The organism is Niabella beijingensis, assembly GCF_020034665.1.
In the GTDB taxonomy this organism is placed as follows: domain Bacteria; phylum Bacteroidota; class Bacteroidia; order Chitinophagales; family Chitinophagaceae; genus Niabella; species Niabella beijingensis.
Genome location: NZ_JAIQDI010000002.1, coordinates 2,371,180 through 2,384,851 on the forward strand (window position 1 = coordinate 2,371,180; position 13,672 = coordinate 2,384,851).

Consider the following 13,672-nt stretch of genomic DNA (forward strand, 5'->3'; position numbering starts at 1 on the left):
GTCAAATAAAAAAAGGCTGTCCCGTATCCGAGACAGCCCTTCATTGTATTTTTAAACCGGCTTACTTCACAGAAGCAACCAGCGCCTTGAACGACTCGGGGTTGTTCATCGCCAGGTCTGCCAGTACCTTACGGTCCAGGTCGATCTGCTTTTCTTTTAATTTATTGATGAAAACAGAATAGGTCATTCCTTCTTCGCGAACTGCCGCGTTGATACGGGCGATCCACAAAGAGCGGTAATCTCTTTTCTTTAATTTACGACCCACATACATGTAGGTCATCCCTTTTTCTACAACGTTTTTGGCAACGGTAAATACATTTTTACGTTTGCCGTAAAAGCCTTTGGCCTGTTTTAATATTTTTTTCCGGCGGGCTTTAGAAGCTACTGAGTTTACTGAACGTGGCATATCTGAATAATTTTAATTGTAATGAATAAAATAAAAAATCAAGCTTTCGCTTATTTCAAACGCAATAAGCGCTGTACAAAATTCATATTGGATTTTGCAACAACACCGTCAATACGCATACCGCGTTTGCGTTTGGTTGATTTTTTGGTCAGAATGTGACGTTTAAAACTCTTTTGATGGATGATTTTACCAGTTGCAGTTACTTTAAAACGTTTTTTAGCACTGGAATTTGTCTTTACTTTAGGCATTTTTTACCTTTTTTCTTGTTACACCTTTGAGGTGTTGACGCCCGGGCGCCACCCTTTTTGGACCTCTTCAGTAATGCTCCGTTAAAAACGGGATGCAAAAGTACGGAATTAATCCAAAAAACGCATGCAGGACCGCAAAAATATCACCGGGCTGCGGTCTTTCATTAAAATTATCATAAAATTGGGGTTCCAAGTGGCTTGTAATTACGCCACAAATGTTAATTTTCGCTTTTACTATGATGATAAGACTAATGAACTCAGCCGGTTATAAAAGGCTTGGGCTGTTGTTGCCGGCCATCGCCTTTTTGCTGAATACAGCCAGGGCGCAGGATATAACGGGAAAGATCGAACGTTTCGCCGGTGCTTTCACCCCGGAAAGGGCCTATATTCATTTTGACAAAAGCAGTTATTCTCCCGGTGAAACCGTATGGTTCAAAGCCTACCTGCTTTCCGAAATAGTGCCCGCAGAAGCCAGCAAGACCTTTTATATCGACTGGATCGATGACAAGGGGAAAGTGCTTCAGCATACTGCAAGTCCGCTGGTAAATGGCATGACAAACGGCCAGTTCGATCTTCCGGCAACCTATTCCGGCAAATCGCTTACCATCAAGGCTTATACCAGCTGGATGCTGAATTTTGACAGCAGCTTTCTTTACAGCAAAAAACTTCCGGTGGTCAGCGCTACGCCCCCTGCTCCCGGAAAAGGCGCCGATCTCAAACCAACGCTTACCTTTTTCCCGGAAGGCGGGGATGCGGTAGCAGGGATTGCCGGCAAAATGGCCTATAAGGCCGTGACTGCCTTTGGCGACCCGGTAAAGCTATCCGGGGTTGTGGTGGATGAAGCCGGCAAGTTTGTAGACAGCCTGCGGAACATCCATGATGGTATGGGATATATATTGCTTAACCCCAGGGCTAACGGAAAATATACCGCAAAATGGAAGGATGATAAGAAAAATGAGTATACCACCCCCCTTCCTGCTGTAAAACCGAACGGGGTTGTTTTAAAAGTCGGCCTGACACCAGGTAAGCGGAGTTTTGAAGTAGCAGCGGCACCAGGTACTGCCGGCATCGACAGTATACATGTTATCGGTACAATGTACCAGCATCCGGTATTCACTATAACCCGCGCCCTGAACGCAGATGCGCCGGTCTCCGGCAGTATTCCGCTGGAAAGTCTTCCCTACGGGATCCTTACGATCACTGTTTTTGACAAGGACTGGAAGCCACTGGCAGAGCGCATCACGTATGTCAATAACACTTCCGGTTATGCCTGGGAGGCCGGCATGGAAGTGGAGCATTGGGGGTTGAGTCATCGCGGAAGAAATGAGCTGGTCATTTCCCTTCCGGAAGCCATCCCCGCATCGCTTTCTGTTGCGGTTACGGATCTGGCCATTGGCGGCGACAGCACCGAGAACATTCTTTCCACCCTGATGCTTACCGGTGAACTAAAAGGCAAGGTCTCCAATCCCGCTTATTATTTTAAAGACAGCTCCCTGAAGGCACAGCAAAACCTGGATCTCGTGATGCTTACCAACGGCTGGCGCCGCTTTAACTGGGAAAAAATCATGGCAGGAGAACTGCCGTCCATCCGTTATCCCAGAGACACGGCCTATATCTCCGTATCAGGCAAACTGGCAGGGATCATGCCTTCTTCCATTTCTCCGGCGTCTTCCATCATTGTAATGATGACACAAAAGGACGCCGAGGGCAAGGTCCTTATGATACCGATTACAAAAGACGGGCGGTTCAATGACCCTTCGTCTGTCTTTTTTGATACCGCCCGCGTGGCCTATAAGATCCAGGATAAGACCCTGGAGGGATCCATGGTGCAGTTCATGCCGGATAAGCTCCGTGTTCCGGATCCGGGTAATTTCTGGACCACTCCTTTCAAAGGCGATACAGCAGGAAGTGCCTATCACCTGCAGCTTGCAAATGCTGCCAATGCCATCGCAGAGAAAAACAGATATAAGGAGCTGGAAGCCGTAACCGTGGCGGCCAAGACAAAATCGCCGGTTCAGCTGCTGGATGAAAAATATTCTTCGGGGCTTTTCAAAGGCGATATGAATTCCATACAGTTTGATGTGCTCAACGATCCTTTCGCAAAAAGCGCGATCGATATCTTTACCTATCTGCAGGGGAAGGTAGCCGGTCTGCAGATCTCGGGAAGCGGTTCCAATGCTTCCCTGAACTGGCGAGGCGGATCACCGCAGATCTATATTGATGAAATGCCCGCCGATGTGAGCTTTGCATCTTCCATTAATGTGAACGATATCGCTTACATCAAGGCATTCCGCCCGCCCTTTATGGGTGGTACCAACGGAGCCAACGGGGCCATCGCCATTTATACGAGACGCGGAGACGATATCAAGCCCGAACCCGGTAAGGGCCTGTCGGCCAGCCGGATCGAAGGGTATACCGCCATACGGGAATTTTATGTACCCAAGTACTATAGCGAGTTTGTGGCACCGGATGCCGACAAGGATGTGCGCACCACCATTTACTGGAACCCGAACGTAGTGGTGGATGCCAATAAAAAACAAGTGGTGGTATCTTTTTACAACAATGATGTTACGGATGCATTCCGCGTAGTGATCCAGGGAATGACAGTAGATGGCAAACTGATCCATCACGAAGAAAACATGGAATGATCACTATCAGGCATGCAGCAGGTTCCCGTCCGGCAAACAAAGATCATCCTACGTACTCTCTATAAAAAACAGCCCCGGGAACGGGGCTGTTTCATACACTTTAAATTATGAAAAACTAAACGTTACACTTTATTATCTTCTTCCACCTTCGGAGCGGCTGCGGCTGCCGCCACCACCACCGCGATACCCGCCACTCTCACTTCTTTGAGGTGCACTTCGCTGAACCTGGGCCTCACGGCTGCGGGTAGCCTGTTGCCGTTGCATACTTTCACGCTGACGTGTCTGCTCCATGCGCTGCGTATTCTGCCGTTCCTGCTGCTGACGCATCTGTTGTTCCCGCTGCGCATTTTGCTGATTGCTGCGGGCTTCCATCTGCTGCTGGCGTTGCTGACGCAGCTGCTCTGTGCGCTGCGCGTTTTCCTGGTTGCTGCGGGCCGCTGCCTGCTGGTCCCGTTGCCGGCGCAGCTGTTCCGTCCGCTGTACGTTTTCCCTGTTCCGCGCCTCCATTTGCTGCTGACGGGTTGCTGCATCATTATTTCTCAGGTTTTCGTTATCTGCCCTGCGTTGCCGCAACTGATCCGTCCGGGAATCATTTCCGGTACGCTCCCGCTGTACCCGCCCTTCAGTGGCAGTACGGTTAGTACGGTCGGTACTCCGGTTTTCGGTCCTGGAATCATTCTGACGGTCTCTTACCACATCGGTCCGCCTTCCATTTGTTGCATTTCCACGACTGCTGTTTCCCCGGTCGGTCCGCGCTGCATCGCGGTTATATTGTTCTACTGTTCTCGGAGCATAGCGGGTATTACTGCTGTTGCTGCGCTGAACGGATGGACGGTACACGCTCACTCCGTTCCTTCCTACTGAAGTACGGCCCGGGCGGCTTGCGTCCCTTACCCGTACCGGTTGTATCCGGCCGGCATACCGCTCCACATCTGTACGGCGGGGGCCATTTGTATAATATCCGCGTCTTCCGCCGTTACGCCCGCCATAGTTATTGATGATCGTGGTATGGTTGATGATCGTCACATTATTCCTGTAGGGATAGTAATATCGGCTTATATAACGCGACCCCATATACCGGCAGGGTGCAAAGGTCCAGTAATCATAAGGCGGGCTATAACTGCCAAAGCCAATGCTGATACTGATTCCCGGGCGCAGTGGTGCCCATCCGTAATAGTCTCCGCCGCCTCTCCAGGCCACCCATCCGGGAGACCATTCATAGCCCGGCACCCAAAGCCATCCGTAAGAAGGATCATAGAACCATCTGCCATAGTGGAATGGCGCCCATCCCCAGTCATAGTCAGAAGCCCACATCCAGTCGTCCCCGTCTGAATATACCCACTGGCCATTGGAGGCATAAGGCCGGAAATCGGAGCCTACCCGCGGACGCCAGGTATACCCGTAGTCCGGGTAATCGATCCATTCCCCGTAAGGGCTCAGCTCGTCATAGAAGGTCTGAAAGTTGATGCTGACACCAACCCGCGGCTGAGCGGCCGTTTTTTGCGAAACGGACAAAGCCAGCGCCAGAAATAAACCAAAGCTGATTGTGCTAATAAGTCGTTTCATGTTAAATCAATTATTTTGTTTGAGTTAAAATTGTTATCCGGGTGGCAGGCATTTTATGCTGTCGCGCCCTCTTGATTAATAGACGCCGATTTGGCGTTGAAGTTGCCATAAGGAGGCTCAAACTAACAATTGTTAAGAAAAATTTAAGCAAAATTTGTTAACATTTGCAAATGAAACCATTCGGTTCCCCGGGATGCCGGAATAAATCATCGGATCATTGAAGGATTATTATCAAATACTGGGACTTCCTCCCTCTGCCACAACAGCCGAGATAAAGATCGCCTACCGTAAACTCGCCCATCGCTATCACCCGGATAAAAACCCTTCGGATGTTTATGCTGCAGCACATTTCAGTCTGATAAAGGAAGCTTATCTTACCCTTACCCGGCCAGGGTTAAAAGAACAATACCTGCGGGAACGCTGGCTCTACCAGTCGATGGGAAAAAAAGCGGTTGCTCCGGACAACACACCGCCGCAATTGCTGCAGGCCGTTCTGGCAACCCACCGGCAGCTACATCTTTACGACGAACACCGGGTGGACAAAAAAGGCGTTCATCAATCCCTGCTGGAGCTGATCACACCGGAAAAGACCGATCTGCTCAACCGGTTCAACCAGGAGGACATCAACCAGGAAATTGTAAAATGGATCATGGATTGTCTTTTCCTGCTTTATCCGAAGGATCAGCTGCTCCTGCTCGATGTACTGGAAAAGATCCATGCTCCCGAGCAAACGCGCCTGGCGATCGGGAAGAAACGGCGGGAGATCCATAATACCATCCGGTTCAACCGTATTAAGCCCTTTTTGATTTTATTATTAATTATCCTACTTTGCGTAATCATTGCCTATTCCTTATGAAAGGCCGGGGCTAATTTTAAATCATTACAGCTATGATGCCGATCGGAGATGACAATACGGGGCGTACCCTGACTCCCTATGTCAATTATCTGCTAATTGCACTCAACATTTTTGTTTTTGTTTATTATCAGCGGTTCGGCACCAATATCGATTTCCTGCTGCGTTTTTCCACCGTTCCGGGAGAGATCCTTACAGGACAGGATATTGCCGGACCGAATGATCTTGAGGTAACCCCTGTTCCGGTCTATGCCACTATTTTAACTTCCATGTTCATGCATGGTTCCATTGCACATATTTTTGGGAATATGCTTTATCTCTCCATTTTTGGAGACAATATCGAAAATGCCATGGGCCATTTCCGTTACCTGGTATTCTACCTGCTTTGCGGCGTCCTCGCTTCCTGCTCGCATGTGCTTATGTCATTCATCCTTGATGATGGATTGCTGGTCCCCAGTCTTGGCGCCTCCGGTGCCATTTCCGGTGTTTTGGGGGGCTATCTTGTAATGTTCCCCAGAAATAAAGTGCGCATCTGGGCATTGCTGTTTTCCTTTAACGTACCGGCGGTGATCACGCTTGGTATCTGGATCGTGATGCAGATCGTAAGCCAGGTCAATACCATCGGTGGCCGCGAGCAATCGGGGGTGGCCTATGCGGCCCATATCGGGGGGTTTCTTGCAGGCATGCTGCTGGTGCGGTTCTTTGCAAACAAACGCCCAACGGCAGTGAACAGGTATCCTTTTTGAAGGAGTGATCAGCTGTAAGCTATCAGTAATCAGCAGTCAGCTGTAACTCCGTTCACTTTTCAATCCGCTACAACACCGTCGTCTCACGGCCTTCCAGCCAGCTCTTGAACAGCCCCACCCGCTCCCTGCTTACAACGGTATCCAGTTCCATTTCCGGGTTCAGCTGCAGGATCAGCCGGCTGTTGTAGTAGCTGTTGATCTTTACAATGGCATCAATACAAACGATCATCTTCCGGTTGATCCGGAAAAACAGGGTTTTATTAAGCAGCTTATCCATCTGATCCAGCGAATAATCCAGCGGTACTTTTTTCCCGGCATGCGTTATGGCCTTGGTGATGCCATCTGCATAATAGATACAGGCAATATCCTTTGATTTTACATACACGATCTGGTTGTTGGCTCTTCCGATAAAGCGGGTATTCTCCTGGCGGTAAAAAGCCTCCGCGATCCGCGAAAGATCCAGTACCGGGTTTGCCTGCGGTTTAAAATAACTGAATTTCTGCAACGCCCGTTCCAGCTCCGTTTTGTCGATGGGCTTCATCAGGTAGTCGATGCTGTGCACCTTGAATGCCTGTAGTGCAAATTTATCATAGGCGGTTGTAAAGATCACCGGCATCCGCACTTCTGTTTGCTGAAACAATTCAAAACAATTTCCGTCCGAAAGCTGAATGTCCATAAATGCCAGGTCTGCATCCGCGCCGTTCGTGGCCAGCCACTTCTTTCCTTCATCGATCGATTCGATCACTTTCAGCACATTCAAACGCGGCACCAGGGCCTCCAGCAGCTGGATCAGACGGTCGGCGTTCAGTTTTTCGTCTTCAAAAATGATAACATTCATAACGGTTCCTGGTTAAAATTGGTCTTTTAAGGTCTCCGGAAGAAAAGGAAGTTTTACCACAAAATTCCCGTCTGCCTCAATTATCTCCACCTGTTCATTGGTGATCAGCTCATATCTTTTGCGGATATTGGAAAGTCCTACCCCCGTAGAGAACCGGATGCCGTTTCGCTTCCGGAGGTCGTTGGACACAATAATATGATGATCGGTGAACCGGATGTTCACATGAAGCGGATCGTTTGCGGCAAAGCGGTTGTGCTTTACCGCATTCTCCACCAGCATCTGCAGTGCAGAAGGCGGAAGCATCGAATACTGCTGCGTTTCGGAAGGCTGATCGATATGGAACAGGATACTATTCTGATGCCGGATCCGGATCAGGAACAGGTAGGACTCCAGGAATGACAATTCGGTCTGCAGCGAAACAAGGTTCTCTTCTTTCTGATCGAGGATATACCGGTAGCATTTGGAAAGCTGGGTGATATATTCCGCGGAAAGATCGGCGCTTTTATAAACAAGACCGGTAAGCACACTCAGGGAATTAAAAAAGAAATGCGGATCGATCTGGCTTTTCAGCACATCATAACGTGCCTGCATGTTCTCCCGTTTCAGCCGCTCGGCATTCAGGCGGGCCTCCTGCCAGTTCTTGTAATAAAAAAGGATCCCGCTAAAGCTCAATATCAACAGGTAGAAAATAAATGCTCCAAAGATCAGGTCGTAGCTGAGAGCGCTGAAGCTTTTCCATGCTTCATAGTTGTTAAAAAAATAAATATCAAAAAAAGAATAGGTAAGACCAAACAAAAAAGCAGCAAAAACCCCATATATAATCAGGCCAAGGCAAAGGAACAAAATGGTGTAGGGAAATCTTTTCTTGACGGTGCCCTTCTGCAATAACCGCGACAGCCGCTCTCCTCCTTCCCAGATCAGCAGACCCAGTGAAACAAACATCAGGCTGAAGGATTGTTCGCGGAAAAAAGAAGAATCCGCATCGCTTTTAAACGACATATCAAAAGAACGGAATACAACACTGAAACCATAAAGGATCACAATCCGCGCGATGTATTTTACCATCGGATGCTGCAGCATTATTTCAAATTGCCGTTTCGTCATGCGCCTTAAAATTAGTACTATAGCTCCTAAAATCATACGGAAGAATTATTGTTTTTTTGAAACCAGTCAAGCGCTTCTTCCACGGCAGTGGTAACCGGTGTATAGGTAAGTCCCAGGGCCCGAGCAGCTTTTTGTCCCGAATAATAATTATCAAGGCATAATAAGTATGCCGATGCATAGTTGAGTTTCAACCGTTTCCCTGTTATCTTTCCCAGGGCGGTACCCAGCAATCCGCCGATCTTTAAGATAAAGCGCGGGATCCGCAGCATAACGGGATTTTGCTGTGCCAGCCGGTTCACGATCCGGAAAAATTCGCGATAGCTCAGGTTCTCCCCGGCAATCAGCAGACAGTCACCGTTCGCGCCCTGTGTGCAGGCCTCTACTATAGCCCGGCTCACATCCCGTACATGAACAAAGTTCTTTCCGCCGGGCGGACAGAACAACAGCCATTTGTTCATCGCATATTTCAGGATCTGCCCCGAACTCGGCTTCAGATCATGCGCTCCGATCATGAAAGTAGGATTCAGTACCACCGCGGGCAATTGCCGCTCCACCACGGCCTCCAGTACTTTCTGCTGGGCAATGTACTTTGTATTGATATAAGGCGAATTGATCCTGAAAAGTGAAAAAGAATTCAGTTCGGTGCCCGGTTGCTTCAGCGAACCCGGTGCCATGGTATTGGCAGTGCTGATATAAACAAGCCGCTTTACCCCGTGGTGCAGGCAAGCCTGGATGATGTGTTCCGTACCCCGGATATTCACCTGTTCATAATCTTCCCGGCTTTTTCCCCATTGTTCGGTAAGTGATGCAGTGTGTACTACATAATCGCAGTCTTTCACCGCGGTCAGTACCTCTGCACCGTTTTCGATCGAGCCATAATACACTTCACAAAAAAGCCCGTTCAATAAATTGGTATTGGACGATTTCCGGACCAGCACTCTTACTTCAAGTCCGTGCCGGCAGCATTCCAGCGCTGTATTATACCCCAGCAATCCGCTGGCGCCTGTTATCAGTACCTTTGACATTTTTTTAATGGGTTAATTGCAGTTCACGTTTAATAGCTCCCGAGATCAGCCGTACTTTTATTGTGGGGGGGATCAGTCCCATCAGTTTCTGGTTCATCCGGTTCCACCAGCCGGGCACAATGGTGGCCCGTCCTGCCAGCGTTTGCCGGAGGATCCGGTTGGCCAGGTCCATTGTGGAGAACAGCCCCAGCCGGCCCTTATATCCCTGTAACAGGATCCGCTGCGAAGTATTGGAATTCGTCATGATCGGTCCGGGATACGCCACGCTTACCGAAACGCCCCGGTCCTGCATTTCTTCCCGCAGCCCTAATGAAAAGGAAGACACAAATGCCTTTGATGCCGGGTATACGGTTTTGTAGGCGATCGGCGAAAAGGCCGCCATGCTCGCGATGTTCAACACAAAGCTCCGGTCGTGCTCCAGCAGCAGGGGTAACAGCTGCCGGGTAAGCAGCGCCGTACAACCAATGTTGAGCTGAATGATCTTATCGATCACCTTTGGCGCGCAATCCAGCATCGATACCGTTCCTCCCATACCCGCGTTATTAATGAGGAAATCGATCGAGAAATTGCGGCTGATCATCTCAACGTGCGCGTCAAATGAAGGCCGGTCCGTCAGGTCAAATTCGAAAACCTTTATATCAACCTGGTAGAACCGGCTGAGCTCTTCTCCCATTTTTTTTATAGCGCTTCCCGGAAGGGCGATAAGGATCAGGTTCCTGTTCAGTCGGGCGCAGCAATGGGCAAATGCGCTTCCCAGTCCGCCGCTGGCTCCTGTGATCAAGGTATATTTTTTATTCATAGTTTAATGCTGTTGCAGTAATGATTTAAAACGGTACATCGTGTTGAGGATATTATCATAGACGATCGGGTCCGAAACCCAGCGGGGTACGCTTGCGCTTTTATTGGTAAGGATCTGATAAGTAATCCGGGCTTCCTGCCCACCCAGCGGATCCAGCACCCATCGCCCGGATGTGCCCTCCAGCCGGGTCACATTCTTTAACCGGGGATATACCTGGTGCTGCACGCTTTCGAAATAGATGGTCTGCGCTCCGGAACCTCCCGTCGGGGTATAAAAAAACTTCAGACTGCAGTCCTGGTCTTCCATGGGCCAGGGCAATGCATAACGGATATAATTCAGCCATACGTTTGCATCCCTTGTTACGGCGATTTTATACTGACTCGATTTCACATTCCAGCGGCCTCCCTTGCCGGCATCTTTCAGCAGCGTTACCACATCTGAAAAACCGACACCTGTTACCTCAAAAGAAACCTTCAGTTCCCGCACCTTGCTGCCGTTATGCATTACCCAGCGCTCATAGAGATTGATCCCGTTGGAGGTCTTCACCAGCTTAAAGTCACCGCCGGGAGCTGCAAGCAGGCGGCCGCAGAACAGTATCAGAAAAAAGATTAAAAGTGTTTGTTTCATATTTTTTTTACAAACATAAACTGCCCGTGATCCCTTTTAAAGGAATAGTATACGAGCCGTATGATTTCCCCGCTGGAATGTTGCTTATGTAACTGAACCGGAACTGACTTTACCGGCTTAACAATCTTTAAGATTTCCTTAAATCCGCTTTAACAGCCTGGCCGGGGCAGCAGTCTTTTACCGGCCAATATCCTGTTGCAGCCCGACTTTCCGCCGCCGGAACTGATTGCAGTAACCGGAAATCCGTCACCTGTCATTTTTTTTCTATCTTTAAAAAAAATGTATACATGAAGAAAATCTTTACGCTCATTTTTATGGCTATTGTTGCTGTTGGTTCTGCGCAGGATGGTTACTGGCAGCAATACCTGAAATATGACATGCAGGTAACCTTGAACGACAAGAATCAATCGCTTACCGGAAAACAGTCCATCCAGTACAAAAACAATTCACCCGAAACACTGGACTTTATCTGGTTTCATCTCTGGCCCAATGCCTACAAGAATGATTCAACAGCCCTGTTCAAACAGATACACTCTGATCTTTCCCGTAAGGAGAAACTGGATGCGGTAACATATGGCTCCATTGATGGACTCAATTTTAAGGTAGATGGAAAGCCCGCTAAAACAGTACCGCATTCCAACCCGGAATACATTGACATCATCAAGGTACTATTGCCGGCGCCGCTGAAGCCGGGAGCTTCTGTTACCATTACTACCGACTTCCACGTGAAGCTCCCTTCCTATTTTTCAAGATCCGGTTTTTCCGACGGCGAGTACATGATCTGCCAGTGGTATCCGAAACCGGCCGTATTTGACAAGAGTGGCTGGCACGAGTTTCCTTACCTTGACATGGGTGAGTTTTATAGTGAATATGCTGATTACAATGTTAAAATAACCCTGCCGTCCGATTATGTGGTTGGCGCAACGGGTGTACTGCAGGATAAGGACGAGCTGGAGCACTACAAGACCCTGGGGAAAAAGAATGCTACCAACAGAACCACCCCATCGCTTTACAAAGCGGCAAAGCCCGGCACCAAAACCCTTACGTATACCGCTCAGAATGTTCCGGATTTTGCATGGTTTGCAGAAAAAGGCCTGATCATTCAATATGACACCATACAGTTGAAAAATAAAACCGTGGATGCCTTCACCTATTACCACAACCAGCCCGGTACCTTATGGAATAACAGCATCGACTATGTGAAGGATGCCGTTCAGCATTACAGCAAATGGATCGGTGAATACCAGTACCCGACCGTTCAGGCTTTTGAAGGGCCTAAAAACAATTCCAGCGGGGGCATGGAATACCCCATGATCACCCTGATCACCTGTCCTGATGCCACAAAGGAATACCTAGATGGTGTTATTGCCCATGAAGTGGGGCACAACTGGTTCATGAGCATGCTGGGCTCCAATGAGCGCGCACATACCTGGCAGGATGAAGGGCTGAACACCTACTACCAGTTCCGGTATGAAGCAGAAAAATACCATTACAATTCGGTGGCCCGTGAAGCCATCCCCGAAGAGATCAAAAAGTTACCGGTGAAGGAATTCCAGGAGCGGGTTTATTTTGCGCTTTCACAAATCCCCATGCAAAGTCCTATAGAACAACCCGCCGCTGACTTCAAAACATCGGAGGACTATGGGCTGGTCTCCTATATCAAGACCTCTATCTGGATGTACCTGCTCGAGCGCCAGTTCGGCCAGGAAAAGGTAGACCAGGCATTCCGCGACTATTTCGATACCTGGAATAATAAGCATCCGCAGCCGGAAGACCTGAAGGCTTCTTTTGAAAAAAGTCTGGGAACGAACCTTGACCGCTTTTTCGAGCTTCTGAAAAAAGAAGGATCCATTACTCAATAAATAATTTATGCAGATCTCTTTAACGAATAAAAAAGCACTGGTGGGTGCCAGCAGCAGCGGTTTGGGAAAAGCCATCGCCCTGCAGCTGGCGGCCTCAGGGGCTTCAGTGACCCTCCTTGCGCGGAGGGAGTACACGCTTCAGCAGCTGGTGACCAGCTTACCCTGTTCCGGGAACCAGCAGCATCAATACCTGGTGGCCGACTTTTCGGATATAGATGCATACAAAAACAAAATGGATGACTACTTTGCAAACAACCAGGTGGACCTGCTGATAAACAATACCAGTGGGCCCAGCCCGGGTACTGCACTTGAGAAAAAGGATGCGGACTATGTTACGGCATTCAACCTGTTGTTCCGGACCGTTCAGTACACTACGGAAAAGGCATTGCCCCATATGATCGCCCACCGGTTCGGGCGCATCATCAATCTTACTTCGCGATCGGTTAAAGAGCCTATTGAAGCACTGGCTTTATCCAATACCATCCGCTCTGCGGTGGTAACCTGGGGCAAGACCCTGGCCACGCAGGTGGCGAAGGACAATATAACGGTCAATAATATCCTTACCGGTAATTTCGAAACCGACCGCATCCTGGAGCTATACGAAAGGGAGGCTGCCGCAAAGGGCCTGCCGCTGGAGGCCTATAAAGAACAGGCACTCGAAAGCATCCCGATGAAGCGCCTGGGCAAGCCGGAGGAGATGGGCGACCTCGTCACCTTCCTGGCTTCGGATCAAGCAGCCTATATTACCGGAACCAGCATTGCGATTGACGGCGGATTGATAAAGAGTGTTTAAATACGGAAAGTGAGCAGTCGATGGTGAAAAGTCAGCAGTTAAACTTTACCGGATCGCTTAACGGCACACCGCCTTCATTATTATCCGTTCATATCCCATCTCGCGTCTCAGATCCCAGTGCTCACTTCTCATCTCAAACCCCAAACTTTCCTACCTT

The 13,672-nt window shown here is 49.0% G+C and carries 13 protein-coding genes; 5 read left to right on the forward strand and 8 right to left on the reverse strand.

Annotation, left to right across the window (positions count from 1 at the left end):
* Positions 1-61: 61 nt before the first annotated feature.
* On the reverse strand, positions 62-406 hold the full coding sequence (gene rplT / locus K7B07_RS25920; RefSeq protein WP_223713457.1) for a 50S ribosomal protein L20: 345 nt from the start codon (positions 404-406) through the stop codon (positions 62-64).
* Positions 407-456: 50 nt separating this feature from the next.
* Positions 457-654 carry a 50S ribosomal protein L35 gene (gene rpmI / locus K7B07_RS25925; protein ID WP_223713458.1) on the reverse strand — a complete coding sequence of 66 codons (198 nt, stop codon included), beginning with the start codon at positions 652-654 and terminating at the stop codon, positions 457-459.
* Positions 655-890: 236 nt separating this feature from the next.
* Between rpmI and K7B07_RS25930 the strand changes: the two genes are divergently transcribed.
* Positions 891-3,302, forward strand: a complete 2,412-nt coding sequence (locus K7B07_RS25930) for a hypothetical protein (RefSeq protein ID WP_223713459.1) — start codon at positions 891-893, stop codon at positions 3,300-3,302.
* 132 nt (positions 3,303-3,434) lie between these two features.
* Here K7B07_RS25930 and K7B07_RS25935 read toward each other — a convergent pair whose 3' ends face one another.
* Positions 3,435-4,868: a DUF6600 domain-containing protein gene (locus tag K7B07_RS25935; protein WP_223713460.1), complete on the reverse strand. Its 1,434-nt coding sequence runs from the start codon at positions 4,866-4,868 to the stop codon at positions 3,435-3,437.
* Positions 4,869-5,085: 217 nt separating this feature from the next.
* Between K7B07_RS25935 and K7B07_RS25940 the strand changes: the two genes are divergently transcribed.
* Together K7B07_RS25940 and K7B07_RS25945 are read left to right on the forward strand one after the other, a co-directional pair.
* Positions 5,086-5,724, forward strand: coding sequence for a J domain-containing protein (locus K7B07_RS25940; RefSeq protein ID WP_262903593.1), 639 nt, complete (start codon positions 5,086-5,088; stop codon positions 5,722-5,724).
* 32 nt (positions 5,725-5,756) lie between these two features.
* The gene (locus tag K7B07_RS25945; RefSeq protein WP_223713461.1) at positions 5,757-6,467 is read left to right on the forward strand and encodes a rhomboid family intramembrane serine protease; all 711 of its coding nucleotides are present in this window, start codon (positions 5,757-5,759) and stop codon (positions 6,465-6,467) included.
* A 67-nt stretch (positions 6,468-6,534) separates the two neighbouring features.
* Here K7B07_RS25945 and K7B07_RS25950 read toward each other — a convergent pair whose 3' ends face one another.
* Genes K7B07_RS25950 through K7B07_RS25970 form a run of 5 tightly spaced genes read right to left on the reverse strand, consistent with a single transcriptional unit; the run spans position 6,535 to position 10,860 of the window.
* On the reverse strand, positions 6,535-7,305 hold the full coding sequence (locus K7B07_RS25950; RefSeq protein WP_223713462.1) for a LytR/AlgR family response regulator transcription factor: 771 nt from the start codon (positions 7,303-7,305) through the stop codon (positions 6,535-6,537).
* 12 nt (positions 7,306-7,317) lie between these two features.
* Positions 7,318-8,409 carry a sensor histidine kinase gene (locus K7B07_RS25955; protein WP_223713463.1) on the reverse strand — a complete coding sequence of 364 codons (1,092 nt, stop codon included), beginning with the start codon at positions 8,407-8,409 and terminating at the stop codon, positions 7,318-7,320.
* 32 nt (positions 8,410-8,441) lie between these two features.
* Positions 8,442-9,434: an NAD-dependent epimerase/dehydratase family protein gene (locus K7B07_RS25960; protein ID WP_223713464.1), complete on the reverse strand. Its 993-nt coding sequence runs from the start codon at positions 9,432-9,434 to the stop codon at positions 8,442-8,444.
* Positions 9,435-9,438: 4 nt separating this feature from the next.
* Positions 9,439-10,233 (reverse strand): SDR family NAD(P)-dependent oxidoreductase, encoded by a 795-nt coding sequence (locus K7B07_RS25965; RefSeq protein ID WP_223713465.1) that lies wholly within the window; start codon positions 10,231-10,233, stop codon positions 9,439-9,441.
* A gap of 3 nt (positions 10,234-10,236) precedes the next feature.
* Positions 10,237-10,860: an SRPBCC family protein gene (locus tag K7B07_RS25970; RefSeq protein ID WP_223713466.1), complete on the reverse strand. Its 624-nt coding sequence runs from the start codon at positions 10,858-10,860 to the stop codon at positions 10,237-10,239.
* Positions 10,861-11,147: 287 nt separating this feature from the next.
* On the opposite strand from K7B07_RS25970, the gene K7B07_RS25975 reads away from it, so the two are divergent.
* Together K7B07_RS25975 and K7B07_RS25980 are read left to right on the forward strand one after the other, a co-directional pair.
* Positions 11,148-12,722, forward strand: coding sequence for a M1 family metallopeptidase (locus K7B07_RS25975; protein ID WP_223713467.1), 1,575 nt, complete (start codon positions 11,148-11,150; stop codon positions 12,720-12,722).
* A 7-nt stretch (positions 12,723-12,729) separates the two neighbouring features.
* Positions 12,730-13,515 carry an SDR family oxidoreductase gene (locus tag K7B07_RS25980; RefSeq protein ID WP_223713468.1) on the forward strand — a complete coding sequence of 262 codons (786 nt, stop codon included), beginning with the start codon at positions 12,730-12,732 and terminating at the stop codon, positions 13,513-13,515.
* Positions 13,516-13,672: the final 157 nt, after the last annotated feature.

What these genes read in the sequence shown, in the direction of transcription:
- rplT (WP_223713457.1), bottom strand. Translation starts at nt 406, where the DNA reads ATGCCACGTTCAGTAAACTCAGTAGCTTCTAAAGCCCGCCGGAAAAAA.
- rpmI (WP_223713458.1), bottom strand. Translation starts at nt 654, where the DNA reads ATGCCTAAAGTAAAGACAAATTCCAGTGCTAAAAAACGTTTTAAAGTA.
- K7B07_RS25930 (WP_223713459.1), top strand. Translation starts at nt 891, where the DNA reads ATGATGATAAGACTAATGAACTCAGCCGGTTATAAAAGGCTTGGGCTG.
- K7B07_RS25935 (WP_223713460.1), bottom strand. Translation starts at nt 4,868, where the DNA reads ATGAAACGACTTATTAGCACAATCAGCTTTGGTTTATTTCTGGCGCTG.
- K7B07_RS25945 (WP_223713461.1), top strand. Translation starts at nt 5,757, where the DNA reads ATGATGCCGATCGGAGATGACAATACGGGGCGTACCCTGACTCCCTAT.
- K7B07_RS25950 (WP_223713462.1), bottom strand. Translation starts at nt 7,305, where the DNA reads ATGAATGTTATCATTTTTGAAGACGAAAAACTGAACGCCGACCGTCTG.
- K7B07_RS25955 (WP_223713463.1), bottom strand. Translation starts at nt 8,409, where the DNA reads ATGACGAAACGGCAATTTGAAATAATGCTGCAGCATCCGATGGTAAAA.
- K7B07_RS25960 (WP_223713464.1), bottom strand. Translation starts at nt 9,434, where the DNA reads ATGTCAAAGGTACTGATAACAGGCGCCAGCGGATTGCTGGGGTATAAT.
- K7B07_RS25965 (WP_223713465.1), bottom strand. Translation starts at nt 10,233, where the DNA reads ATGAATAAAAAATATACCTTGATCACAGGAGCCAGCGGCGGACTGGGA.
- K7B07_RS25970 (WP_223713466.1), bottom strand. Translation starts at nt 10,860, where the DNA reads ATGAAACAAACACTTTTAATCTTTTTTCTGATACTGTTCTGCGGCCGC.
- K7B07_RS25975 (WP_223713467.1), top strand. Translation starts at nt 11,148, where the DNA reads ATGAAGAAAATCTTTACGCTCATTTTTATGGCTATTGTTGCTGTTGGT.
- K7B07_RS25980 (WP_223713468.1), top strand. Translation starts at nt 12,730, where the DNA reads ATGCAGATCTCTTTAACGAATAAAAAAGCACTGGTGGGTGCCAGCAGC.